Genomic DNA, 23,502 nt, shown 5'->3' with positions numbered 1-23,502 from the left:
TGTCGGAGGAAACCGGCACGGCGCCGGGCTTGGCCATCTTCATGCCGTTGTACTGGGCGGGGTTGTGGCTGGCGGTGAACACCACCCCGGCTGCGTCGAGGGAGCCGCAGGCATAGTAGAGCTCGTCGGTGGAGATCAACCCCAGCATCAGGATGTTGGCACCCCTGCCGGCTGCGCCGTGCGCGAAAGCGGCTGCGAACTCCGGGGAGGACGGGCGCATGTCCCCGCCCACCAGCACCGTCTGGCCGGCCAGGGACAGCACGTCCACGAAGGCGGCACCAGTCGCCTCCACGGTTGCGGCGGTTATGGTCTCGCCCACGATCCCACGGACGTCGTAGGCCATAAATGAATTGTGCAAGATTTCAGCACGTTCAAGAATCGTCACAGCTCCAGCATATAGGGCAAGACCATATCTCCTGACTGCAGGTTTTGCAGTCAGGATGACAACGATCACCTTGAGCAATCGTGCGCGGCCTTCATTGCCACTAGGCACGGATAGGCATGAGCCTGAGGTAACATCTAGTTCGAGGATCTGCAGAAAGAAATGGGGCAGACCAGCTAAGAGTACAGTTCATCTGCGCCGTAGCATGACTAGTTGGACCCTCGATTTTGTCTCGCGCAACCAGACTTATAGAAGACGGATTAGGGTGACTGGCACAAGGGTATTGATCAACGGGGCATTCTTGGGCCAGGCAGTGACAGGTCAGCAACGCTACGCGACTGAAGTCATGCGTCAGCTCTTAGCGGATCGGACGCTCGCCGTGCGGATCGCACGCCCCAAAGGATGGTGGGCCAAATCCCCTCTCCGAGTTTGGATCTGGGCGCAGTTCCTCGAGGCGTATAGGCGAAGGGGAGAGTATCTGCTAACTCTGACGAGCAGGGGGCCCCTGTTTGCACGAAAGCAGATCATTACTGTCCATGACTTATTCGTCTTGAATCATCCCGAATGGTATAGCAAAAAGTATGCCTTCACGCATGGGCTTGTTCTTCGATGCCAGTTACGTAGCGCAGAGGCGATTGTTGTCGTAAGTGAACCAGTCCGCCGACAGGTCTGCCGCATTATACGATTCAAAAAACCAGTGATTGTTGCTCCCAATGCTCCCGCGGACGCGTTCGTCGAGAATAGGAGCGCGAGCGAGTTACAGACAACGCTCACGAAGTTCGGCTTGGAAGATCAGCGATATATTCTCTCTGTCGCGACTTTGGATCCTAGAAAGAACCTTCAGCGTCTCATTCAAGTTCACCGGCGTCTCCCGCAAGATCTCAAAAAAAGATTTCCATTGGTACTGGTGGGCGGAGAAAACAAGAGCTTCAAAGCGCTAGATCTTCATACGCATTCTGAATGCATGCGACTAGGATATGTAGCGGATAATGAATTGGCAGATCTATATAGTGGCGCCAAAGCGGTTGCATTTCCATCATTGGATGAGGGGTTTGGGCTGCCAGCTGTTGAGGCTTTGGCTCGCGGAGCTACCCTCGTCACGTCGGGAGTTGAGGTGCAGCGGTGGGTCTGTGGACCACACGCAATTTATGTCGATCCCAGAGACGAGGTGTCAATGGAGCGTGGACTACTAGAGTCTATAATGCGTGTATCTCCAACCCCTCAAACACGCTCGTTGCGGCAGAAATATGTCAATGAACGCTATCGATGGACAAAAACTAAAGATGATTTGCTGAACGAACTATCTAGAGTGATCGCGGAATCTAGACGATAGTATAGTGTGAAATGGTATCTCTTCTGCAAAAAGACGCCTCAACAACTCAGTGGCTTACCGACGACTCTCTGGGCCGAAAATCGGCTAGGAGTAGCATTGTTTTAGCGGGCGGTTCCTGGCTCAAATTTGTCGTCCAGTTTACCTCCACCATTTTCCTCGCTAGGATACTTGGGCCGGAGGAGTACGGCGCAGCGGCAATTATTCTTGCCGTTGGGGCAGCATCGACCCTATTGCGGGAGTCGGGTCTATTCACGTTGGCATCCCAACGCTACCGCTTAGATGCTCGATTGGCTTCTTCATTACACTACATTAGTAGCAGTTGTGGTTTGATCGTCTCTGTATTCATGGTAATGCTCGGCCCAAGTCTGTCCATGCTACTTGAAGATACCAGGTATACCGCATATGCATTCTGGTTGGCTCCAACATTCTTGTTAGCAGGGGTAGCCGCCATCCCAACAGGGGTCTTAGCGCGCAACTTATGTACGTCACGACTCGCCATAGTCGATATAGTCGCATCGGTTGTTAGTGTGGCGATTGCGCTATTACTTGCTGCTCGAGGGCATGGAGCGACGTCCATGGTCGTTCAGGCGTCTAGCATGGCTCTTATCCAGACAGTTCTAGTACTCGCCCTGTGCCCATGGGTGCCATCAAAAAATACGTCATGGCGGAGAATTAGAGTTGCAGTACGATCCGCTCTTAGTCTCACCGGTGTTCAGCTACTTAACTACGCGACTGCTAATTCGGATAAGCTTATTGTGGGTAGGTTCGTTGACGCAAGGGCTGTTGGTATTTATAGCCAGGCCACCCAACTTTTAACGATGCCGCTTTTCCTCGTTGGGGGCCCTTTGCAGCGAGTCTTTGTTCCTACGCTTAGCAGGCTTAAAAACGATCCGGAGCGGTTTAGGAAGTATACGCGGACCATTCTCACCGTCATGACCGCGACGCTCTGGCCGTTCTTTGCGATGATGGCAGTGTTCGCCTTAGATTTCGTTCTAGTCATCTTTGGGCCGGATTGGGCATCTTCAGCTAGCATCTTTTCGATCTTGGTAATTTCCGGCTTTGCTCAGAGTGTGGGTTTCGTTACAACCTGGTTGTTCGTCGCGACTGGTCAGTTCCGACGGCAAATGTGGTGGACAGTGATCAATCGCTTGGTTGTTTTGGCGGGTTTCGTGATAGGTGTACAGGGGGGGGTGACGGGAATGGCCTGGACCTACTCGGTATTGCTACTGATATTTACGGTGCCAGGCTTTGCCGTCCTCAGGCGGAGGGCGCGCTTGAGATACTCAGATTTCGTCCTGCCTCTGCTCTGGCCGGCAGTGCTGACATCAGTCGGGTTCACAGTTGCCATAGCCGTGGAAGCATACCTGCCAGCCAACGGTAACCTTACCGCCCTGCTTCTGAACATATCACTTGTTGTCATGACGCTGATTCTCACGGTATCTGTGATCCGGCCGCTCCGAAAGCAGATGATAGAAGTTTTGAGTTTATTGAGTAAAAGATAAATTCTTCGTTTTAAAGGAACTGTTTAGAATGCGTAGAGAAATCATTTATATGGGATGGTTGGGTCAAAAGAATTTTGGGGATGACCTATTGTACGAGACGTGGCAGCTTGCCCTCGAGAACGAACTGCACTTTGTATCTCCCCTAAGGGCAAGGGACTATGTGAAAAAAGGCGCGTCATTTCTTAGGGACCGGTCTAAACTGGTGGGTGCTGAAAAACTCATCCTCCTAGGCGGAGGGACAGCCTTAGGCTTCGAGACATGGGCCAAACACGTCTCTACTGCCAACCGTATGTTCAATACATCTGCCACCGTTGTGGCCGGCGCAGGTGCAGCAGCTCGAGACGATGGATTTGCTGTGGGCCTACAGAGTGTTGATTGGGCGCTTTGGCGGAAAATCAGTAACCTCGCTCTGTTGGGAGTACGTGGCCCTATCACACGGGACGAATGTGCCGATGGCATGGGACGCCCCCCCCGTGTGGTGGGTGATCCTGCCCTCATGTATCCCACGGTTGCTGGGTTGGAGCAAGAAAAAACACGAACAGAGCTTGGTATCTGTGTCGGCTCACATACTTCTACTAGGTATGATTTAGGGGCATTGTCCATCGCGGTCAAAGAGGCCTCTTCAGCCCTAGGATTGACACCCGTAATCTTTCAGCTTTCAGACGCTGACGCAGCAGTTGCAACACGTATGCAAGCGCTTACGGGTGCGGAATGCGTTACTAAGTACGCCGGGGATGTTAAAGCACTGATGTCACAAATTGCCTCTTGTCGCGTTTTTGTCTCAGAGCGACTGCATGGTGCAGTTGCCGCAACATCACTTGGCGTCCCGACAGTGATGCTGTCCTATGGCTCCAAATGCGACGACTTCTGGGCGAGCATCACTGGAAAGGTTCCTGGGATAGGTATGCACAGTAGTCACATGGCCATCTCCAAAGAAATTCGAATGATGGCCTCCGAGGGACTAGGAGCGGGGGCCAGCACTCGCCGCGATGCTTTGGTTCAAGATCTCCTTGAAGTGGCCTCGATTATAAAGCGTTGGCGAAAGGGTCTGCTTTCAACAACGGACCTGGTAAAAGGTTTCTAGGCCGGCGACAATTTGCGAAGAGGATTAGTGAGTGACTATGGGTAGTGGATCTATATCGGTTGTTATCCCGTTCGGCACGGGCTTAGGCCTTCTCAATCGTCAGCTTCGCCGACTCGAATGTCAAGCCGGCAACATAGAATTTCAGACTGTTATTTCGTGCAACGCATTCCTTCTTGACCCTTCTGAACTGGAGTTGGGGCCTAAGCTCGCTGGAAATGTCCGGATTGTAGATTCTACAGCGATTACTGGTCCCAGCTACGCCAGGAACATAGGTTGGGAATCTGCTGATGGCGAATACGTGCTCTTTTGCGATGCCGACGATGAAGTAGATAGTGAATGGGTCCTGAACATGGTGCAGTCCTTGGCGACCAATGACTTGTCAGGAGGACGGTTGCGGTATGACCACATTAATCCCCGACATCTATGGTCGTGGCATAAGCAACTTCAAGGCAATCCTTCGCGAAAGTTCAGTCATTTCCCCTTTGTTCCGAGTTGTAACATGGGCGTTCGTAGGCGCGTTTTGCAGCACTTGGGCGGATTCAACGTGGACTTAGCGCATGGTGAAGACATCGATTTTTGTTGGCGCGCGCAATATTGCGGTTATCACCTCGGATTCAGTGATAGTGCTATTGTGGACTACCGCCTGAGGGGGGGGAAACGCTCGCTCTGGAAGCAGTACTTCAGTTACGGTTTGAGCGATGCCGAGTTACTTGGAATTCATAAGGAGTTCGGCGCGCGGCGAAAACTGTCGGATACGGTTACCGATTTGATTGCTGTGCTATATGCTGTGGGGTGCGCCCCCTTCGGGCGGTCCTTCCGCTTGAAGGCTACCGCTAGAATAGCAAACCTAGCTGGCCGCGTTCTTGGCAGTTCCAACCACAGGATCTGGGCTGTATAGATGGCGCTCAGTGGGAAGATGACCGCTTGTTTTGTCGTTTCAACAATCGGAAGAGTCTCCGACTTGGAGCGCCTTCTCGACTCTTTGGTGAGCCAAACTGAGACCAACTTCTACGTCGGTGTGTGTGATCAGAGTAACGGGGATGAAGTTGCGCAGGTTATAGACGCATATCGAAAAAAACTTAGAATCTTTCGAACCACCTCGGAGAAGGGACTCTCCGCCGGGAGAAATAGCGTCATTGCAAGTGCTCCATCAGTTTGTACGCATTTCCTGTTTCCAAACGACACAACATATTATGCTTCAGATTTTGCCGATTGTTTAGTAACGAAGCACTCCAGCGCTGACATCGTGGCCATGTCCTACATTGATGAAGAGGGCCCACGTTACAGGTTCTCTTCTGGGGCCTATCCGATATCACGCACGAATGTGTGGAGAATCATCGAAGCCGGCATGGTGGTGGCCGCAGCCGTCTTGCGAGAGGTAGGTTGCTTCGACTCGTCCCTGGGCAGTGGAAGTACCTCGCCTTGGCAGTCCGGTGAAGGAACAGATCTTCTGCTGCGTGCCGCGCAGAGGGATATTGTCGTTCACTGGGACAGCGATTTAAAGGTGTACGGTGTTTCACAGCAGCATGGGCTTTCGAAGGCTCAGCGACGAACGAAGCTACGGGCTTATGGGCGGGGATATGGTTTCATCCACCGGAAGTGGAAATACCCAGTCCTCCGGCGACTGCTGATATGCGTTGGTCCCTTCGTTAGTGCCGCTCGGCGCGGTAGCCTCCCGGACTTCGTAGACGGAATACACTCGTCAGTGGGGCGCTTTGAAGGAGCTCTTGGCCGACGAGCATCTGGGTCGTGAGCTTTAACCTGTTGGCGATCCAACCACAAAAACGAAAAATTGTTTCCTATCGGATGAGGCGGGTACGTGCTAGGGCTAAGACGCGGGTACAGTACAATCCTAGCATTTGCGTTTGCTTGGTTTCTTAGCTCTTCCACTCTCTTAACCGTACTTGTCCTCTGGTATGTAATATTGGTGGGCCAGCTCCTACTCACCAAGTCGACTCGGTACGGTTCGCTTATCTTTCTCTCGCTGACCTTATATGCCACGACTGCTTGGCTTGCACTAAAGTACGGCCGTGAATCATACCCTCCCTGGCCCTCGGTTGAGCTGGTCGAGAACACTACGGTTTTGGATCTGCGGTGTGTTATTCTCGCCTACGCCTTTACAGAGTTGTTCTTCGGCATGGAAAGGCTCACGGCATGCATCAAATCAGCAACGGCCCGATACCAGCAACTCATCAGAACCCACGGCTCTCGTAGTCTCGATACAATTTTAGCCGTCTTTATTCTCATAATCGGATTGCATGATTTTGCGCGCATTCTCCTAGTTGGGTTTGGCAATGTAATCGCATCAGAGCGGCGCACCTATGCTGGTGAGCTACTTATGGCAGGAAATCACAATGTCCAAGTTCTCGCAGTCGCTGTGACCATTTGGTTGTGCTGTCGGATTGCGCTCGTTAAGGCTCGCTTATTGCCCGTGTTCTCTCTGCTTGCACTGTGGCTTCCATTTTTTCTGGTCGGCAGCAGGAAAGAAGCTATTACCACAGGAGCTATAATCCTGATCTTATTGGGTCAGAGATTTGCGAAATCCACTCTATTCATCGTCGCACTGGGAGGTATAGCTCTGTTTCTACTCCCTGCACTCGGTACTGGCAACATCTACTCGTCACTTCACGAGTTCATCCTGCCCCAGTATATGCACTTCTCAATCTCTATGGGGCTTGTTCCGGAAGATCTCGGCGGCACCTTCATTCAGCGTTCTCAATTTCTTCTCCCTGCCTTCCTGCGATTCACTCCACTAAAGGATCTCGGAAGCGAGTTTTATGATCTTCATCTTGCCGGAGTCGGCGTTGGGGCAAGCCCTTTCGCTGAGGCCGCGCTTATCAATTTGTTAGGGAGTACGGAGGTTGGGTTCGTGGTAGTTTTCCTAACAATCGTAATCTGCATGATTCTCACATCGCGAACCATGCCAGGATTCACCTGTGTTGTATTTGGTCTGATTCTCGTTTACGGACGTAGTGATTTCTGGACATTTATGTTCTTTGCTGTCTATGTGACGCTCATCCTTTGGGGTGTGCGAAAACTGGGTGCGCTTGTCAAAGGATCGCCCTATGCTGCCAAGGGCGTAGCCTGACATGACATTTAGGATGCAAAGCAGCTCCGATATCCTACAGGGCTAATTTCGATGCACTGCGTCTCAGCGAAGGGGAGTGGACAGACGAATGCAGACAATACGAGTAACCAAAGCTATGAACAATTTTGCGCGAGCAGAAATCTGAGTGTTAATCGAAGTGAGGGAACGTTGGCTGGTTTAATAGTGCATGAGTGGATTGAAGAATTTGGGGGAGCGGAACGTGTTGTCGATGCGATGGTAGACACGTATCCCGACGCGGATATCTCATGTCTGTGGAGCGATCACAAAAACCGTTATCCAGGAACTGAAGTTTATGAATCATGGCTAGCACGGGCGCCAATGCGCGGAAAAAAGGCGCTGTCCCTGCCTTTGATGTCCTTGACATGGCGTAAACAAAGGCTTGCTACTTATGATTGGTCACTAGTGAGCAGTCATTTGTTTGCTCACCATGTCGCGAAGAACCGTGCCCTGTCCGAGATTCCGGTATACGTATATGTGCATACTCCCGCTCGCTACATCTGGGAGCCCGGTTTGGATCCTCGGGGTAAAAACCTCGCTGCCCGCGGGCTAGCGCCCCTTTTCCGCCGTCTTGACAAGAACATGTCAAAATCAGGGGCTACTTATGCTGCAAATAGCACTTTCGTCCAAGATAGAATTCGTAGAGCCTGGGATCGAGATTCCGTTGTTATATACCCGCCGGTATCGGTTCGCAAGCTTCAACAACATGACCAATGGAGGGAGCATTTGTCTGAAGGGGACGCACTCCTACTCGCACAGACGCCAGATGAGTTCATCCTTGGTGCGTCGCGTTTCGTGAGCTATAAGAATCTCTCGCGGGTTATTGAAGTCGGAGAGGCTTGTGATCTTCCTGTGGTGCTGGCCGGTTCTGGCCCTGCGCTAGGTCACCTTCAAGAGCAAGCGAGGAACGCCCGGATTCCCGTTAAATTCATCCTTGCACCGTCCGATAAGCTGCTCTATGCGCTGTACCAGAAGGCGATGGTGTATGTCTTTCCCCCCGTTGAAGATTTCGGAATAATGCCTGTAGAGGCCATAGCGCTTGGCACGCCCGTATTAGTAAATCCAATAGGCGGTGCCTCTGAAAGTGTTGGGTTGCTACAAGGTGGCGCTGTCCTTCCTGATGGTAATCCTAGAGATACGGAGGACATCGTCAGAAGCGTGTTGTCGCTAGACATGGCAAACGCAAAAGCACGAGCGATGTTGCTCTCTGAGGAGGCCTTCACATCGAACCTACGTCGATGGATGAACGAGACAACCGGGGCCCCATAGCCTACAGTCGAACGGTCCGGAGTACCGGCGCCCGCCCGGTTGACCTGCTACCCGCGTTCCGCGCCGCGATGATGGCGCTGCCGCCGGTGCCGCCAACGACTGGATTCAGTTCGCGGGTCGGGCTGCCCAGGACTACTACGTGCGCGTCGCCTCCAAAGACTATTCCGAAAGCCCGCAGGCCATCGGACCCTTCGTCGAGGTCAGCGTGGATCTGGAAACCGTGCGGATCACTTTCGAGGGCAGAGACGCAGGCTCCATCTGCGGTCCTGGGACGGCGGCCAAGCGGCAAAGAAACTGCGGCCCGCGTTCCAAAACTCTCCCACCATGCCGGGGTCGGAAGCGTCCGGCATCCTGTTCGCGACCTGGTCGACTATGACCGGGCCTTCGGCGTAGCCTTCGAGCATGGGCCAGTCCTCTCACGACCGGCGCTCGGGAGACCGCAGGAGACATAGAATACTGCGCGCGGGCGATGAACGCACCGCAGATCAGGGAATCCGCGGCCCGGCTGGTTGAACAGGCCCGCGACGCCGGCTGGATCCAAGGGGAATACCTTGGCGCGGTCCTCTCCAGGGGAGTCGCAGCCAGGGAAGCCTCCGGAGCCGAGACCCGGGCCCGGGCTCCCGCCTTCCCTGCCCCGTCGCTGCGTACCCATGTCAGGCCGTCAGCGCCGCGTACCGCCCATCGCCGTCGAGCAGCGCCTCATGAGTGCCGCGCTCCACGATGCGCCCGGCCTCGAGGACGGCGATTTGGTCCGCATTGCGGACCGTGGAGAGCCGGTGCGCGATGGTGATGGTGGTACGGCCTGCGGCCAGCCGGTCGAAGGCCTGCTGCACGGCGTGTTCGGTCTGCGTGTCCAAGGCGCTGGTGGCCTCGTCCAGCACCAGCACCGGCGGATTGCGCAGCAGGGTCCGTGCGATGGCGATCCGCTGCTTTTCACCCCCGGAGAACCGGTGGCCGCGCGAGCCCACCAGTGTGTTGTAGCCCTCCGGCAGCGCCACGATGTGCTCATGGATCTGCGCGTCCCGTGCTGCCTGCTCGATCTCGGCGTCAGTGGCATCCGGTTTGGCATACCGGAGGTTTTCCCGCACGGTGGTGTGCAGCAGGTAGGTGTCTTGGCTGACCACGCCCACGGTCTTGGCCAGGTCCGCCAGCGACATGGAGCGGATGTCCACGCCGTCGATGGTGATCCGCCCGGCCGTGGGGTCGTTAAGCCGTGCCACCAGCGATGCCAGCGTGCTCTTGCCGGACCCTGTGGGACCCACCAGGGCCAGCGTCGAGCCTGCCGGGACGGTGAGGTCGACGCCGTCGACCGCCGGAACCGTGCTGTCCGGATAGCGGAAACTGACGGACTCGAAGCGGACGTGCCCGGCCACTGTAGACAAGGTAAGGTCAGCCGGCACGGCCGGTTCTGAAATTTCCACGGGCAGATCCAGATACTCGAAGATCCGGGCAAACAGGGCCAGCGAACTGGTTACGGTGATGGTCACGTTCAACAGCCCAAGCAAGGGGCGGAAGAGTCCGCCCTGCAGGGCTGTGAAGGCCACCACGGTACCGATGCTGATGTTTCCTGCCGTCCCCGGGAGGCCGGCGGCCAGGTAAATAACGGCCGGAACCGCAGCGAAGATGATGCTCATAGTGGCCATCCGCCATCGCCCGGCGAGTTCGGAGCGGAGCTCCAGATCGGTGAGGCGCAGCGACGATGACGAAAACCTTGCGGCCAGATCTGGGCCGGTGCCCAAGGTTTTGCTCAGCTGGACGCCGCTGACCGAGAGAGACTCTTCGATGGTGACATTCATGTCCGCCAGTTCACGCTGCCGCCGGGCGGTAATCTCCCGGCGGAGCTTGGCGACCTTGCGGGTCATCAGCACGGCCGGCGGCATCACCAGCAGCGAGATCAGCGAGAGCTGCCAGGACAGCGCCACCATGGCTACCGCGGTGGCTGCAACGGTCGTGAGATTCGTGGCAATTCCTGTGGCCGTGGAGGTGACCACGGACTGCATGCCGCCGATGTCGTTAGTGATGCGGGACTGGATTTCGCCGCTGCGAGTCCGGGTAAAGAAACCGACCGACTGGCGCTGCAGGTGGGTGAAGACGTCGGTGCGCAGGTGGTGCATGACCTGCTGGCCAACCTTGGTGGCGATCCAGGTCTGCAGGACGCCGAACATTGCGGTGACGGCGGCAACAACCAACATGCCCGCAGTCAGCCAAGCGAGGAGGCCGAACCGGCCGTCAGGCAAGGCAACATCGATCACCGCGCGCAACAGGAAGGGGGATGCCATAGATACCGCAGAGGAAGCGACGATGATCGCGGTGACAAGGGCCAGCTGCTTCCGGTAAGGGAGGAAGAGGGCCCCGATCCGCTTTAGCGATACATGTTTGGCTTGTTCTTTTTCTGCAGCCGTCGGTTCCCTGGCGGGTCCGCGGCCGGGGCTCATTCCGAGTGTTTCCGTCGGAACCACCTCGTTTCGTGATGGTGGCGGTCGAAGCGCCGCCGCTTTGGTGAGGTTACCTCACTATGAGGTTGTAACCGAAGTAATTGATAGCCTATTCCCGTGGCTGATGACAATCTACTGGACGCCTTTTGGACAGTCTCGCGGCAACTTCGAAAAGCGACCCGTCAGGGACTGGATCCGCTGGGGGTAACGCCGTCGCAGTCACGTGCCTTGCACATGCTGCGCCATCATGGAGCGCTGCGTCTGGGGGAGTTGTCGGACCGGTTGCGGATTGCACCGCGGTCAACCACCGACGTGGTCGACGGCTTGGAGGAGCGCGGCTGGTGCGTGCGCGAGCCTGATCCGGCCGACCGCCGGGCCAGCGTGGTCGTTCTGACCGAAGCCGGACGCGAGATCAGCCGCGTCATCCGTCAGGTACAGGTGGAGCAGGCAGAAAAATACTTCGCCGCTTTGAGCGAGGCCGAGCGCTCCGAACTGTTCGCGATCCTGGAGCGGCTTACGGCCCGCGAAGGGTAGGTGCGCCGCCAGGGCGCATCCTGCTCCTGATGAGTTAGCGTGTCAGCGCGAAAAAGACTGCAACCGCCACAGCAGCGAGTGCGACGACGATGCCCGCCACCCATGGCGCCTTGCGGGTTTTGCGACGCCGGGCAGAACGCGGTGCAGCCTTGGGAGCCACAGGTTGCTCCACCCGCACGTACTTGGTGGCGCCGTTCGTTTGGCCTTCGGCCTGCGCCACTACTTGGATGCGGCCGGTGCGTAATTCCCGCCGGGGCGGAAAGGGGTCGCCGGACGGCTTGGCCACCAGTGGGACCACCGGAATCATGCCCGTCGGCGGGGCAGGATCGGCTGCACCCGTGCGGACATCGCGGCGGCTCGGCAGTTGGGTGTCATCGGCAAGGGGGATCATTATCTCGACTTTCAGCCGCCGATCCGGAACGGGAGGGCACGCGTGCGGCAATGACATCATAAGCATTCCCGCGGCACTGAGGCGGTAGGGGGAGGAGCCGTGTCGTGCACAACTGGTAAGTGCGTCGTGAGGCACCTGCTTCAGCATCTACGAATTGAGGTCGGACCGGCTCTCTACAGCGAGTTGGCCGGAGCCATCCGGTAGCCGAAGCCGCGAACGGTCTCCAGCCACTTCGGGGAGCGAGGTTCGTCGCCGAGCTTGCGGCGCAGATTTGCCATATGCACCTCGATGGCGCGTTCGTCGGCCGCAGAGATGAACGAGCCGGTGTCATAGTCCTCATAGCGCAGCCGCCGCACGAGATCCTGCTTGCTGCGCACATTGCGCCCGCTCTCCATGAGGGCGTACAGCAAGTCGAATTCCATCCGGGTCAGTTGCTTGGGGGCGCCGTCCGCCGTCACCGTTCTGCTGGGGTAATCCAGGCACAGTCCGTTGTGGACATAGGTGGCCGCTGCCTCCCTCAACTCCTCGTTTGCCTGAGGGGAGGGCACCTCGTTGCTGCCGGCCTGGCCTGAAACCGACGGAGGGGAGGCCTGGTTGGGAAGGACAGTGAAGTCTTCCGACGCTGCTGTTGACCTCTGAGAGGTGCGTTCCGCCGCTGCAGACTTGGGGCCGCCGTCGTGAATCGATTCACTTGTGCGGGAGCGACGGAGCATTGCCGCCACCCGGGCACGTAGTTCAAAGGTACGGAACGGCTTGATGATGTAGTCGTCGGCGCCGGACTTGAAGCCCAGCACGGCATCAATCTCCTCGGCCCGTGCTGTCAGCATGAGAATGTAGGCGTCGCTGAAGAGCCGGATTTGGCGTGCGGTTTCGAATCCATCGATGTCCGGAAGGCCAACGTCCAGGGTGACGATTGAGGGGCGGTACTTCTTGACAGCGGCGACGCCGGCTACACCGTTCTCAGCTGTATGGACCACAAAGCCGGACTGTGCCATGACGCTTCTGATGAGTTCACAAATGTCCGGGTCATCTTCAATGACTACCGCTACCCGCGACGGATCCACTAGCGCCTCACATTTCTGCCGGCCGCTCCAACGAGCGGTCAGTTCCGAAACCCAAATTATAGTGCGCATGCTTAAGATTTGGCAGAACCGAAGCTTGCGTTGGGGTGGAGGAGTCGCAGGAAGTAGGCCGGTGCAGGACATCCCCTACATTTCCGGGGCCACCCGGCGTGCAGCGGGGACGTCGCCGACGGCGGCCGCTGATCCTTTGCCGCCCGATCTTTGGCATGCCTTGAGGTTTGGGCCAGACGCAGTGCTTTCATGCGTCCGAACTTTTCGGGAACGTTTGGCAAATAAAACCGTTCATCTTTGGGTGGGTTGGCGAGATTGGGGTCATCGGCGCGAACGAGGCGCCGAGCAAGCCACAAAACAAGGGGTCAAAGATGAACAAGATGGTCAAGGGAACTCTGGCAATCGGTGTCGGCGCTGCGCTGCTACTTGGCGGTGGCGGAACGTTGGCCGTCTGGAATGAGCAGGTGAATGCCGGCATGGGCACGGTGGCCGCCGGCAACCTGGACCTGAAGACCGGTACCGGGGTCTGGACCAGCAACCTTGCTAGCGGAACCATCGCGGACATCAGCAAACATAGGATTGTTCCCGGCGAGACCCTGACCTACACCCAGTACATGGACGTCTTCCTCGAAGGCACCAACATGGCCGCCACGCTCACGGTGGTGGATACGGACAAGGCCACCGGAACGTTCCTGGACAAGAACATCACTGTCTCCAAGGTGAAGCTGCAAAAGGGCGAGGCCGACCTGCCCGGAATTCTGACCGGTTCGATGGGCGACATCAAAGCCACCGTTACCTTTGAGTTCAAAGCCGATACCAAGGGCCGTGAGAGCACCAACAAGACCTACAACTTCAGCAAGGTAGCATTCAAGCTGGATCAGTTGACCCAGGACCAAGTCAAGGCTGCGGCGGGCAACTGACAGTTGTTTGATTTTTCAAGACCAGTGGTGCGCGGCTGACCCTGACGCGCACCACTGTAGGTAGGCGGAGGCCGACGATGCGGAACCGGCAGTCTCTCAAAGCCGCTGCTTTGCTGGCTGCTGCCGTGGTGCTGGGGATGTTGACGGTGCAAGGCTCGTACGCCTTGTGGAACGCAACCTCGCCGCTCGATGCCGGCACCATCCAGGCCGCGGCCTTCAAGGTCAGCCTCGGCTCAGGCGACGATAGCGTGGACATGACGATGGAAGACGGCACGCCGGCAACCTTGGCGCTGGAAACGGCGCCGGCCGGGAAGCTCCTGCCGGGCGGCGCGGTCCGGGCCGGAGTCAAGCTGACCAACCTGACCGATGCCGGCGGGGAGTTCACCATCAGGGCCAAAATTACATCGTCGCCCACCGTCGCCACCGCCAACCTCGCGGAGTACCTGCACATTGTGGCAACGGCAGCGGGGAGCCTTGAGGAGTGCGAGAATCCGGCCCTCTTCACTGCAGCCGCAACAGGCGCATTGCCTTCAGTTGATCTGGCCAAGGGTGAATCGGGCGTCCTCTGCCTCCAGGCAACCCTCTCCCAGCAGACGCCTCCGTCTTTGCAAGACATTTCGACGACTATTTCTATTCCGCTCGCCGCCGAGCAGATCTGAGAGGAATGTTCGTGAACGTTGTGCGCCTCGCCGGCCGGGGGATCGCCTACCTGGCTTTTCTGGCGGTGACGCTGGCGGCCCTGGTCCTGGTGGTCGTGCCCCTCGTCACCGGGTCGCAGACGTACACCGTACTGACCAGTTCGATGGCACCGAAATACGCGCCGGGCACCTTCCTGGTGGTCAAACCGACGCCTTTCGAAGAGCTGCGCACCGGAGACATCATCACTTACCAAGTCGAGTCCAACAGTCCGGTGGTGATCACACACCGGATCACGTCGGTCATTGCCTCGCAGCAGGGGGAGCGGCTGCTGGTGACCCAGGGGGACAACAACAGCGTGGCAGACGAGCTCCCCGTGCGGGAACTGCAGGTTCGCGGGAAGCTTTTCTACGCTGTCCCAGGGGTTGGCTTCCTGGCTAGTGCACTGGGACAGGGGGACCGCGGCCTGGTCCTCAAACTCGCGGCCATCGCGCTGATCGGATACGGCGCTGTCTCCCTCATCAAGGGCGGGCGCCAGCGGAAGACGAAGAAAGAAGCTGCGGAGCTTCAGGCAGCGGACCGCGCGTCCTTTGCCGACGACGGAGAAACGCCTTCGAATGTTCCGGAACCAAGGCCGGCCAAGGACTTCCCGGCCGAAGACCCAGCCGCAGGGACACGCATGGAGCCAGCCGAGTTTCCGACCCGGCGGTCGTTGCGGCAGCGGTCGACGTCGTGATCCGGCCATGACGAGTCATCATGAACAGTTGTCATGGGCGATGATCAGCCGTGCAGCAGCCGTGTTGGCGTTGCTGCTCGTTATGTGGGTGCCGGCTGAGCCAGCTCAGGCGGCCGACGACCGATTGCAGTTGAGCTTGGACGGGCACCACTATGCGGCCGAGCTGCCAAAGCAATTGTTTAGCCGGGCGGCCGGCTCGTTGGTTCCCGGCGGATCCGTCGCGAGCCAGGTGTGGGTCCGTAACAACAGCAGCGACCCGGCTGCGCTTTCGGTCGCCGGAGTGGTGGGTGACGCCGACGTGGAAATTTCCGGGAACCTTGTGCTGAGCGTTGCGGAATCCGGCGGTGCCAGCGAAACCGTGCCGTTGACCGGTCCCTGGTCCTGTTCGGCTCTGGCACAAACCTGGACGTTGGCCCCGGGGGAGGCACTACCTCTGAATCTCAAGCTGCATCTGGCCCCCGGCGCGGAAAACGAGACCAGGCGTCAGCGTGCCGACGTGGATGTCGCGTTCGTGCTGCAGGCTGCAGCCGGGGGAGTCGCCGTCGCCGGCGCTTGCCCCCAAGACAGCGAGGGCGGCGTCCCTACGGGTCCGGACAACCCGTCCGCTGACGATGAGGCTTTGGAACCGGTTTTCCTGCCGGACGGGCCAGCAGCGGGTGGCTTGGCGGAGCAGGAGACCACCGAGGTTGTACCGGCGCAGGCAGGCTGGATTGAGGGCAACGTCTTCGCGGACAACCGAACCTGGCTGGCCGTTCCCCTGTCGGTTCTTGGCATGTTCTTCTTGACCCTGACAAAACGACGAAAGAAAAACCCGTGACGAACGACGTGGAGGGGACAGCGACGACGGCGCGGCCAGGACCGTGGAGGCGGGCCCGGTCCCTGCCGGGTTTCACGGGGGCAGCCATAGCGTTCTTCCTGGTCGTGTTGATGGGAGTAGGCACGCCTGTGGCTGTCGCCAAATGGCGCCAGACGGCGACAGCAACCATGAGCGTCTCGGTCGGCGCGCCGGCGGCCCCGCCCTCCGGCTCCGCCGATGCACGCCTTATCGCCGGTGCCCAGCTGAAGACGCGCCCGGACGGACCGACCAAGGACTCAGCCCAGTGCAAGGTGGCCAATTCAACCGCCCAACTGGAGAACCTGGACAGGCTGGACGTCAGCTTTACGTGGAGGCGCGCCCAAAACGTCACGCATTACGTGGTGACACTGTCCTCCGGCGATCCGCGGTACGCCCAGGCGGCCGAGGTGAAGGGTGAACAAGTCACCTTCACCATGCCCCGGACTCCTTCGGACCGCTTGGGAAATCCGCTCAAGGGCGCCGGCGCCAACGCCCCCTTTTACGCGACGTACAGCCTGAGGGTTCAGCCGATGAACGGTGCCACCGCCGGCGATGCCATCTACCTGGTATACAAATACGAGCACTATTCGGTGGACAACTGCTTCCGCGACGCGAAGGCATACCCGCCGTTGGGGCTGTTGACAACGGTCAATTACACCGTGAGCACACCGATCAACGACAAGAAGCACGTGGCCTTCAACTGGAAGGCGTCGTCCGGCGCAACGTCCTACGAAGTGTCTTTGGCGAGTGCTGCCGGTTGGGGCGCCGAAGCCACGGTCAAGAAGCCTTCGGCCGTGTTCGAATTGCCGTTCCCCACTTCAGACGGCGGGTTCTTTACGAACTATCGCCTGCGGATCCAGCCGATGAACGGAACCATCGCCGGGGACCCCATTTACAAGACCTTCCAGTATGGCCGCTGGAACACCGACCTGTACTACGCGGCTCCGCCGCTGTAGCCATCCCGCCATCTTGTGTCTGCCGGCGGAAGGGTCCCCCGGAACTAGTCGCTCGGTCCCCCTCCTCGGTGCGTAGGCACGAATGCGCGGCGAGACCGAAATATCTTCGTCCACGGGGAACAGCCAGGGACGAAGGAATCCTATTGTGATGGTTTTGCCCTGTTTGTTCCCGGGGCCGACGCGTATCCTGACGCTATGGGAACGGATTTAAAGCCATCGTTCCGTCGTGATCGAAGGAGTGCTTCATCATGGTAGATATGGGCTTGGCGTGGCTGTTCGGCATTCTGCTGTTGGCCATCGTGGGCATGTTGGCCATCTTGGTGGTCCGGGCTTTCATGGGCTTGCGCCCGGGCAGTGTTGAAGATGCGGTTGCGGTGGCCGCGGCCGCCGGGAAGATGGAAAAACCGCACGGACGCAGCACGGCTAGACAGATTCTGGACCAGCGCTTTGCCCGCGGCGAGCTAACCGCGGACGCCTACCGTGAAGGACTCCGGGTGCTGGGCGAGGACCGCTAAAGTACTCCTGGTTTCCCCGGAGTAGCGACGAACTGTTGGAACAGCCGGCCAAGGTCCTTGCCGGAAACATCCTCGGCGAGCTTGCGGAAATCCTTGGGGGAGCCTGATCCGTCCTTGACCCACCGCTTGACGATTTTGCGGAAGTCCTTGTCGCCCACTTCGCTCCGCACCGCATGCAGCGCCATGGCCGAGCGGGTTTGCAGGCTGCTGGCGAACAGGTTTTCCGCGCCCGGGTTGGACAACCTGAACTTCCAGAACGGGTCGGCAGCGTCGATGCCTGCGTAGAAGTCGAAAGTGTCTTGGGCGCTGCCGGGGTCATGTTTTTCGACCCAGAGCCATTGCGCATAGGTTGCCAAACCCTGGTTGAGCCAGCTGTCCCGCCACCGATTGACGGGCACCTGGCTGCCGAGCCATTGGAGAGCGAGCTGCCGGACAATAAATGAGTCGCCGCTATTCTCGCTGTAGAAGTAATCCATTGGGTAGACCGGCCGGCCCTGCGTTTCCAAGGCGAAACCTAGGTCCTCCACGTTGTCCACGATGCCGCCGGCACTGCTCAGCGGATATTTGCCGAACTCTGAGGAGAGGAACTTGATGATCTTCGGCTGTTTGTCCAGCGACTGCTGGATCTTGTAGCCCTGGGACGGTGGCGTGGTGCTGCCGGCCGTCCACGCATTGTCGTTCTTGCGGCTGCCCTTGGGCTCTCCTTTGGCAGCCCAGCCGTCCCAGCGGTCGCCGTCGCTGTCGAAGGACGTGGAGCCGTCGGCTCCGGACACGTTGATGTCCTCGACGAAGACGCCGTCGTTCTGTCCTGTGATGTCGCTGGCATAGGTGATGGAGAGCTCCACGTCCTCGCCGGCATAGTCCGCCAGATCGAACTCCCAATGCTCCCAGCCGTCGCTCGTCCCGGTGGCAGCCCACCATTGCCCGGTGGACCCCTTCGCCGAACAGGAGCCACCGCCGTCGTCCTTCTGGTAATGATTCAGGAAGGGATGCACCTGGTGCCAGGCCGGGCAGGAATGCCCGGTGCCGTCCTCCGCGAGTCCGGTGGTGTCCTTCAACGTGGTCCAGTTGTCCTCGCCGGGCGTGCGCGCCTCGACGAATGCGTAGTCCCAGCCGGGCTCGGTGTCGCGCAGCATCCAAAAGGAGAAGTCCGCGCCGGCATCGGGCACGCTGACCGTCCGGGTGAGGCGCTTGTAGCTGGCGTCGTCGGTTTGCGACCAGGCCAGACCGTCCCCATTGCGCGGAATGACCGTCTTCCTCAACGCCGGGTCCATGGCGTCCACGTACCTGATACCGTCCTTGGTGTACTTCGCCAGATCAAAATGCCCGACGGCGATGGTCGCCAGATGGGGCGAGAGCGGCTCAGGTGCCCGCCAGGCATAGATGGTGCGACCTGACTTTTGTTTCGTTCCGCCCGGCAAGCCGTTGGCCACAGCCTGCCAGCCGTCCGGCACCGAGATGTTGAAGGTGTAGCTGGCGGGATCGCTGGGGTGGTTGTTCACCGGAAACCAGGTGGGGGCGCTGCTCGGATGACCGGTGACCAATGCGCCGTCGTCGGTATGAATGAAGCCGGCGGGACCGGGGAGCGCAAGGGTGCGCGGAACGCCGGAATACTCCACCATCACGGTGAAGCGGTGGCCTTTGGGCACGCCGCGGGCAGGAGTGATGGTGAGCTTGGCGCCAGTGCGGTCAAAGCGGGCACCCAGTCCGTCGACACTAACGGACTGGACGGCCAGCCCATCCAGATCCAGGCTAAACGACAAAAGGTCCTGCTTGGCCTGCGCGGTGATGGTGGCCTTGCCGTTCAACTGATCGGTGGGCGGGTTGTACTCAAGGTCCAGGTGGTAGTGGGTGGCCTGGTAGCCGCCGTTACCGGCGCCGGGAAAGTAGGCGTCGTGCAGGGTGGTGGCGCCGGTTTCATAGAAGTGCCGGCCCGGATCCGGGGCTGCGACGGCGGGTTCTGCGGTCAGTGACAGGCCTGATAGCCCCACGGCTGCAGCCGCGGCTAGGGCCAAGCCCCTCCGAATCACCATTCGATGTCCCCCCATCGACCAGCGCAGTTCGTCCGGACCCGCGATTAGCTAAGGTCGGCGGCGTTGGCGCTGGCCATCCACCTAACATGCTCCTGTTTGCGGCCACTGTCAACGGGTGTGGCAATGGGCCCGCACAGCTCTGGCTGTACGGGCCCATTGTGGGACGGAAGGCTTGGGGAAAGCTAGGGGCGGCCAATGCCCTTGTAGGTCCAACCGGCCTGACGCCAAACATCCGGGTCCAACACGTTGCGTCCATCCAGGATGTTTTTCTCGTCAACCTGGTTTCCGACGGCCACGGGATCCAGTTCGCGGTATTCCTGCCACTCGGTCAGCAGGACCAGCGCGTGGGCGCGGGCTATTGCCGTCTTGGTATCCGGCTCGTAGCTGAGCTCCGGGAAACGGTGCACGGCGTTGGCCAAGGCTTCCGGATCGGTGACCGTGACGGTAGCGCCCTGCAGCTGCAGCTGTGCGGCAACGGACAAGGCAGGGGAGTCCCGCACGTCGTCGGACTCCGGCTTGAACGCGGCTCCCAGCACGGTGATGCGTTTGCCGATCAGCGACCCGCCGCACAGCTCCCGGGTCAGTTCCACCACCCGGGTGCGACGGCGCATGTTAATCGCGTCCACCTCGCGCAGGAAAGTCAACGCCTGATCCGCACCGAGTTCGCCGGCCCGGGCCATAAAGGCGCGGATGTCCTTGGGCAGGCAGCCGCCGCCAAACCCGACGCCCGCGTTGAGGAACTTGCGGCCGATCCGCTCGTCCATGCCAATGGCGTCGGCGAGGGCGGTGACGTCCGCTCCGGTGGCTTCGCAGACTTCGGCCATGGCATTGATGAAGGAGATCTTGGTGGCCAGGAAGGAGTTGGCGGCCGTCTTGACCAGCTCGGCGGTGGCATAGTCCATCACCAGCCGCGGCGTCCCGGCGGCCAGCGCGGCGGCATAGACCTCGTCCATCGCTGCCGTCGCGGCTTCACCCTTGGCGCCGGAAGGGACACCGTAGACGAAACGGTCCGGGGTCAGGGTATCCTTCACCGCATGGCCCTCGCGCAGGAACTCCGGGTTCCACGCGAGAACCGCTTCCGGAGCAATCGCCTGGACTTCATCGGCCAACCGCGCAGCCGTGCCCACCGGCACGGTGGATTTGCCGACGACCACGTCACCGGGCTGCAGGTGCTCAGCCAGCGAAGTGAAGGCGGCGTCGACAAAGCGCAGGTCCGCGGCGTTCTCGCCCTTGCGCTGCGGCGTGCCCACACAGACGAAGTGCACGACGGCGCCGGCGGCGTCGGCCATCTCGGTGCTGAAGGTCAACCGTCCGGTCTTCTGGACCTCGGTCAGCAGTTCCGGCAGCCCCGGCTCGAAGAACGGGGCACGGCCGGCCTGAAGCTCGGCGATCTTGCGCTCGTCCACATCGATGCCGACAACGTCGTGGCCAAGCTTGGCCATGGCAGCAGCGTGAACGGCCCCCAGATAGCCACAGCCGATGACGGAAATACGCATGCTGGTCCTTTTGTCTGTGCGGTGAGAAAGACTAGTTCGACTTTATCGTGTTACGGGGCGCCGGTTGCGCCGCCGCTCCAGCCATGCGTAGGCCAGCACCGTGCCTAGCGCGGCACCCAGGGTGTTCACCCAGACGTCCTGCAAGGAAGCGTAGCGGCCGGGCAGGAACGTCTCCTGGCACCACTCGATGGCGGCAGAGAACACCAGCGCTCCCGCAGGCGTGAGCCAGCGCAGTGCGGAAGGCAGCAACAAGGCGGTGAGTAGACCGAGCGGGATGAACATCAAGACGTTCGCCCCGGACTCGATCAGGTTGTAGTCAAACCAGTCCGGGATGCCTGCTTGGTGCAGGGCCGCCAGGACCCGTTGGATCAAGCTGTTCGCTGCGGCATCCACCGGCGTGGGCCAAAGGACAACAAGGGCGACCACCACAACGTAGGCGGCGAGCACCGTGGCAGTGAGGACGCGGCCCCGCATCAAAGATGTGCCTAGCCGCATGGGGCTCCTTTCGGGCAGGTTGACCGTGCTGAATTTGCCATCCTGAAACGGACAGGTAGCCCCCACCATGTTATCCGTGAGGGGCATCGGTACCTGGCTCTTGCTTGTTTTGTTCGTTTCAACACCGAAACAGTTGCCATCTCTTTTGCAAATGCTTCAGATCGGATAGCTTCCGGGCAGGATCCTGCTACGGGGATAGCGGGATCCATCATCGCACCTATGGAGGAACAGCATGAAAAACCACCGTTTCAGGCGCGGAGCGGCCATCACCGCCGCTACCGCTTTGGCCTTCGGTGTCGGGCTGCCAGCCCAGGCCGACAACGGGACGAATACCAGTGCGCTGCGGGAGGCTGTCACCGCAGAGAACATCTTCAGCCACCTGCAGGCCTTGCAGGACGTGGCCGATGCCAATGGCGGCAATCGCGCCGCGGGTACCCCGGGGTACGAGGCCTCGGCGCAGTACATCGAATCGCAGCTGAGGGCCGCCGGATACACGCCGGTGCGCCAGACGTTCTCCTACGAACGCTTTGTGCTCAACAGCGCGGACTTCGAGCAAGTGGCCCCGACGCCCACCGTCTACACGGCGGAGCAGGATTTCCTGGGCATGGACTACTCGGGATCCGGCGACGTCACCGCACCGGTGACAGCGGTGGATATCAATCTGGCGGGGGACAGGGCGTCCACCAGCGGTTGTGAAATGGCCGACTTTGCCGGCTTCCCGGCCGGAAACATCGCGTTGATCCAGCGCGGCACCTGCGACTTCGCCCTGAAGGTGTCGAATGCCGCGGCATCAGGTGCCGGGGGCGTGGTTCTGTTCAACCAGGGTAACGGCGGCACAGCGGACCGGCTCGATCTGTTCGCCGGCACATTGGGCACGCCCCAAACCATTCCGGCGGTGACCACCAGCTTCGATCTGGGCGCCGAGCTGGCGGGCACGGAAGGTCTGGAACTGCGGATCGCGGTGGACGCCGAAATCGTCCAAACGGAGACGTTCAACATTCTGGCCGACACTGCAGGACGCGCGGACCGCACCGTTGTGGTCGGCGCCCACATGGATTCGGTCTCCGAAGGCCCAGGCATCAACGACAACGGCTCCGGCAGCGCGGCGATCTTGGAAACTGCGCTGCAGATCGCAGCCAGCGGCGACGAGCCGCGAAACCGGGTGCGGTTCGCCTTCTGGGGCGCTGAAGAAGACGGTTTGCTCGGTTCCGAGTACTACGTCTCCCAGCTGTCGAAGAAGGAGATCAAGAATCACGCGCTGAACCTGAACTTCGACATGGTCGGTTCACCCAATGCAGTCCGCTTCGTCTACGACGGCGACGGCAGTGCTTACGGGCAGACCGGGCCGAACGGGTCCGCCAACGTCGAGCACATCTTCGAGGACTACTTCGCCTCGCAGGGACTAGCCACGGAGCCGACCGCCTTCGACGGCCGCTCGGACTACTTCGCGTTCATCAACAACGGCATCCCGGCCGGAGGGTTGTTCACCGGTGCCGAGGACATCAAGACTCCAGAACAAGCAGCCATCTTCGGAGGCACGGCAGGGGTGGCTCTTGATCCCTGCTATCACGATCCTTGCGACACGGTGGACAACGTTGACCCCGTCGTGCTCGAACAGATGGCCGATGCGATTGCGCACGCCACGCTGACCTTCGCGGAGACGACCTCAGCGGTGAACGGCACGGCCAAGGGTAATGGCAAGGGAACCGGCAACGGCAAGATGGAGTTCAAGGGCCACCAGGCCATTCGTTAGGCATCGTCCGGCCAGCTG

The 23,502-nt window shown here is 59.5% G+C and carries 22 protein-coding genes and 1 pseudogene; 16 read left to right on the top strand and 7 right to left on the bottom strand.

The window, feature by feature from the left end:
• Positions 1 to 343 (bottom strand): annotated as a pseudogene (gene manB / locus AC5RW2_RS33310) (phosphomannomutase/phosphoglucomutase); the annotation flags it as partial.
• A gap of 97 nt (positions 344 to 440) precedes the next feature.
• Here manB and AC5RW2_RS33305 point away from each other — a divergent pair.
• The 8 genes from AC5RW2_RS33305 (at position 441) to AC5RW2_RS33270 (ending at position 9,052) form a co-directional block, all read left to right on the top strand.
• A complete protein-coding gene (locus AC5RW2_RS33305) occupies positions 441 to 1,715 on the top strand; it encodes a glycosyltransferase family 4 protein (RefSeq protein ID WP_494074976.1) in 1,275 nt (424 codons plus the stop codon).
• 11 nt (positions 1,716 to 1,726) lie between these two features.
• Positions 1,727 to 3,217 carry a lipopolysaccharide biosynthesis protein gene (locus AC5RW2_RS33300; protein WP_493963452.1) on the top strand — a complete coding sequence of 497 codons (1,491 nt, stop codon included), beginning with the start codon at positions 1,727 to 1,729 and terminating at the stop codon, positions 3,215 to 3,217.
• 28 nt (positions 3,218 to 3,245) lie between these two features.
• On the top strand, positions 3,246 to 4,301 hold the full coding sequence (locus AC5RW2_RS33295) for a polysaccharide pyruvyl transferase family protein (protein ID WP_493963453.1): 1,056 nt from the start codon (positions 3,246 to 3,248) through the stop codon (positions 4,299 to 4,301).
• 37 nt (positions 4,302 to 4,338) lie between these two features.
• Positions 4,339 to 5,199, top strand: a complete 861-nt coding sequence (locus AC5RW2_RS33290) for a glycosyltransferase (protein WP_493963503.1) — start codon at positions 4,339 to 4,341, stop codon at positions 5,197 to 5,199.
• Complete coding sequence (locus AC5RW2_RS33285; protein WP_494074975.1) at positions 5,200 to 6,054, top strand: glycosyltransferase family 2 protein; 855 nt, start codon at positions 5,200 to 5,202, stop codon at positions 6,052 to 6,054.
• A gap of 174 nt (positions 6,055 to 6,228) precedes the next feature.
• Entirely contained in the window at positions 6,229 to 7,389 is a 1,161-nt protein-coding gene (locus AC5RW2_RS33280; protein ID WP_493963455.1) for a hypothetical protein, read from the top strand.
• Positions 7,390 to 7,572: 183 nt separating this feature from the next.
• Positions 7,573 to 8,676, top strand: coding sequence for a glycosyltransferase (locus AC5RW2_RS33275; protein WP_493963456.1), 1,104 nt, complete (start codon positions 7,573 to 7,575; stop codon positions 8,674 to 8,676).
• Between the two features lie 103 nt (positions 8,677 to 8,779).
• Positions 8,780 to 9,052, top strand: coding sequence for a Mu transposase domain-containing protein (locus AC5RW2_RS33270; RefSeq protein WP_493963504.1), 273 nt, complete (start codon positions 8,780 to 8,782; stop codon positions 9,050 to 9,052).
• A 277-nt stretch (positions 9,053 to 9,329) separates the two neighbouring features.
• On the opposite strand, the gene AC5RW2_RS33265 is transcribed toward AC5RW2_RS33270, so the two are convergent.
• The gene (locus tag AC5RW2_RS33265; protein WP_493963457.1) at positions 9,330 to 11,111 is read right to left on the bottom strand and encodes an ABC transporter ATP-binding protein; all 1,782 of its coding nucleotides are present in this window, start codon (positions 11,109 to 11,111) and stop codon (positions 9,330 to 9,332) included.
• A 117-nt stretch (positions 11,112 to 11,228) separates the two neighbouring features.
• On the opposite strand from AC5RW2_RS33265, the gene AC5RW2_RS33260 reads away from it, so the two are divergent.
• Positions 11,229 to 11,645, top strand: coding sequence for a MarR family winged helix-turn-helix transcriptional regulator (locus AC5RW2_RS33260; protein ID WP_493963458.1), 417 nt, complete (start codon positions 11,229 to 11,231; stop codon positions 11,643 to 11,645).
• A gap of 34 nt (positions 11,646 to 11,679) precedes the next feature.
• Here the strand turns inward: AC5RW2_RS33260 and AC5RW2_RS33255 are convergent, their stop codons facing one another.
• Positions 11,680 to 12,036 (bottom strand): hypothetical protein, encoded by a 357-nt coding sequence (locus AC5RW2_RS33255; RefSeq protein WP_493963459.1) that lies wholly within the window; start codon positions 12,034 to 12,036, stop codon positions 11,680 to 11,682.
• Positions 12,037 to 12,209: 173 nt separating this feature from the next.
• On the bottom strand, positions 12,210 to 13,100 hold the full coding sequence (locus AC5RW2_RS33250; RefSeq protein ID WP_493963505.1) for a response regulator transcription factor: 891 nt from the start codon (positions 13,098 to 13,100) through the stop codon (positions 12,210 to 12,212).
• A 380-nt stretch (positions 13,101 to 13,480) separates the two neighbouring features.
• Between AC5RW2_RS33250 and AC5RW2_RS33245 the strand changes: the two genes are divergently transcribed.
• The 6 genes from AC5RW2_RS33245 to AC5RW2_RS33220 all read left to right on the top strand — a co-directional run bounded on the left by AC5RW2_RS33245 (position 13,481) and on the right by AC5RW2_RS33220 (position 17,707).
• Positions 13,481 to 14,029, top strand: coding sequence for an alternate-type signal peptide domain-containing protein (locus tag AC5RW2_RS33245; protein ID WP_493963460.1), 549 nt, complete (start codon positions 13,481 to 13,483; stop codon positions 14,027 to 14,029).
• Between the two features lie 77 nt (positions 14,030 to 14,106).
• Positions 14,107 to 14,688, top strand: coding sequence for a hypothetical protein (locus AC5RW2_RS33240; protein ID WP_493963461.1), 582 nt, complete (start codon positions 14,107 to 14,109; stop codon positions 14,686 to 14,688).
• 11 nt (positions 14,689 to 14,699) lie between these two features.
• Positions 14,700 to 15,401, top strand: a complete 702-nt coding sequence (locus tag AC5RW2_RS33235) for a signal peptidase I (protein ID WP_493963462.1) — start codon at positions 14,700 to 14,702, stop codon at positions 15,399 to 15,401.
• Between the two features lie 7 nt (positions 15,402 to 15,408).
• Positions 15,409 to 16,218, top strand: coding sequence for a hypothetical protein (locus AC5RW2_RS33230; protein WP_493963463.1), 810 nt, complete (start codon positions 15,409 to 15,411; stop codon positions 16,216 to 16,218).
• Positions 16,215 to 17,192 carry a hypothetical protein gene (locus AC5RW2_RS33225; RefSeq protein WP_493963464.1) on the top strand — a complete coding sequence of 326 codons (978 nt, stop codon included), beginning with the start codon at positions 16,215 to 16,217 and terminating at the stop codon, positions 17,190 to 17,192. The genes AC5RW2_RS33230 and AC5RW2_RS33225 overlap by 4 nt, the downstream gene beginning before the upstream one ends.
• Before the next feature lie 248 nt (positions 17,193 to 17,440).
• A complete protein-coding gene (locus tag AC5RW2_RS33220; protein WP_493963465.1) occupies positions 17,441 to 17,707 on the top strand; it encodes an SHOCT domain-containing protein in 267 nt (88 codons plus the stop codon).
• Here the strand turns inward: AC5RW2_RS33220 and AC5RW2_RS33215 are convergent.
• From AC5RW2_RS33215 to AC5RW2_RS33205, 3 genes are all read right to left on the bottom strand, one after another.
• Positions 17,704 to 19,698, bottom strand: a complete 1,995-nt coding sequence (locus AC5RW2_RS33215) for a M1 family aminopeptidase (RefSeq protein WP_494074974.1) — start codon at positions 19,696 to 19,698, stop codon at positions 17,704 to 17,706. The two genes, AC5RW2_RS33220 and AC5RW2_RS33215, sit on opposite strands and share 4 nt — an antisense overlap.
• Positions 19,699 to 19,922: 224 nt before the next feature.
• Positions 19,923 to 21,236: a UDP-glucose dehydrogenase family protein gene (locus tag AC5RW2_RS33210; RefSeq protein ID WP_493963467.1), complete on the bottom strand. Its 1,314-nt coding sequence runs from the start codon at positions 21,234 to 21,236 to the stop codon at positions 19,923 to 19,925.
• Positions 21,237 to 21,278: 42 nt separating this feature from the next.
• Positions 21,279 to 21,731 carry a VanZ family protein gene (locus AC5RW2_RS33205; protein ID WP_493963468.1) on the bottom strand — a complete coding sequence of 151 codons (453 nt, stop codon included), beginning with the start codon at positions 21,729 to 21,731 and terminating at the stop codon, positions 21,279 to 21,281.
• 232 nt (positions 21,732 to 21,963) lie between these two features.
• Here AC5RW2_RS33205 and AC5RW2_RS33200 point away from each other — a divergent pair, with 232 nt between their 5' ends.
• Positions 21,964 to 23,484, top strand: a complete 1,521-nt coding sequence (locus AC5RW2_RS33200) for a M20/M25/M40 family metallo-hydrolase (RefSeq protein ID WP_493963469.1) — start codon at positions 21,964 to 21,966, stop codon at positions 23,482 to 23,484.
• Positions 23,485 to 23,502: the final 18 nt, after the last annotated feature.

Source organism: Arthrobacter sp. B0316-1-20 (assembly GCF_059091865.1).
Note: the sequence above shows the minus strand (reverse complement) of the source record. Positions and strands in the feature narration are given on the sequence as shown.

Coding starts and splice junctions, on each gene's coding strand:
- AC5RW2_RS33305 (WP_494074976.1), top strand. CDS start 441: ATGACAACGATCACCTTGAGCAATCGTGCGCGGCCTTCATTGCCACTA.
- AC5RW2_RS33300 (WP_493963452.1), top strand. CDS start 1,727: ATGGTATCTCTTCTGCAAAAAGACGCCTCAACAACTCAGTGGCTTACC.
- AC5RW2_RS33295 (WP_493963453.1), top strand. CDS start 3,246: ATGCGTAGAGAAATCATTTATATGGGATGGTTGGGTCAAAAGAATTTT.
- AC5RW2_RS33290 (WP_493963503.1), top strand. CDS start 4,339: ATGGGTAGTGGATCTATATCGGTTGTTATCCCGTTCGGCACGGGCTTA.
- AC5RW2_RS33285 (WP_494074975.1), top strand. CDS start 5,200: ATGGCGCTCAGTGGGAAGATGACCGCTTGTTTTGTCGTTTCAACAATC.
- AC5RW2_RS33265 (WP_493963457.1), bottom strand. CDS start 11,111: ATGAGCCCCGGCCGCGGACCCGCCAGGGAACCGACGGCTGCAGAAAAA.
- AC5RW2_RS33255 (WP_493963459.1), bottom strand. CDS start 12,036: ATGATCCCCCTTGCCGATGACACCCAACTGCCGAGCCGCCGCGATGTC.
- AC5RW2_RS33245 (WP_493963460.1), top strand. CDS start 13,481: ATGAACAAGATGGTCAAGGGAACTCTGGCAATCGGTGTCGGCGCTGCG.
- AC5RW2_RS33240 (WP_493963461.1), top strand. CDS start 14,107: ATGCGGAACCGGCAGTCTCTCAAAGCCGCTGCTTTGCTGGCTGCTGCC.
- AC5RW2_RS33230 (WP_493963463.1), top strand. CDS start 15,409: ATGACGAGTCATCATGAACAGTTGTCATGGGCGATGATCAGCCGTGCA.
- AC5RW2_RS33220 (WP_493963465.1), top strand. CDS start 17,441: ATGGTAGATATGGGCTTGGCGTGGCTGTTCGGCATTCTGCTGTTGGCC.
- AC5RW2_RS33210 (WP_493963467.1), bottom strand. CDS start 21,236: ATGCGTATTTCCGTCATCGGCTGTGGCTATCTGGGGGCCGTTCACGCT.
- AC5RW2_RS33205 (WP_493963468.1), bottom strand. CDS start 21,731: ATGCGGCTAGGCACATCTTTGATGCGGGGCCGCGTCCTCACTGCCACG.
- AC5RW2_RS33200 (WP_493963469.1), top strand. CDS start 21,964: ATGAAAAACCACCGTTTCAGGCGCGGAGCGGCCATCACCGCCGCTACC.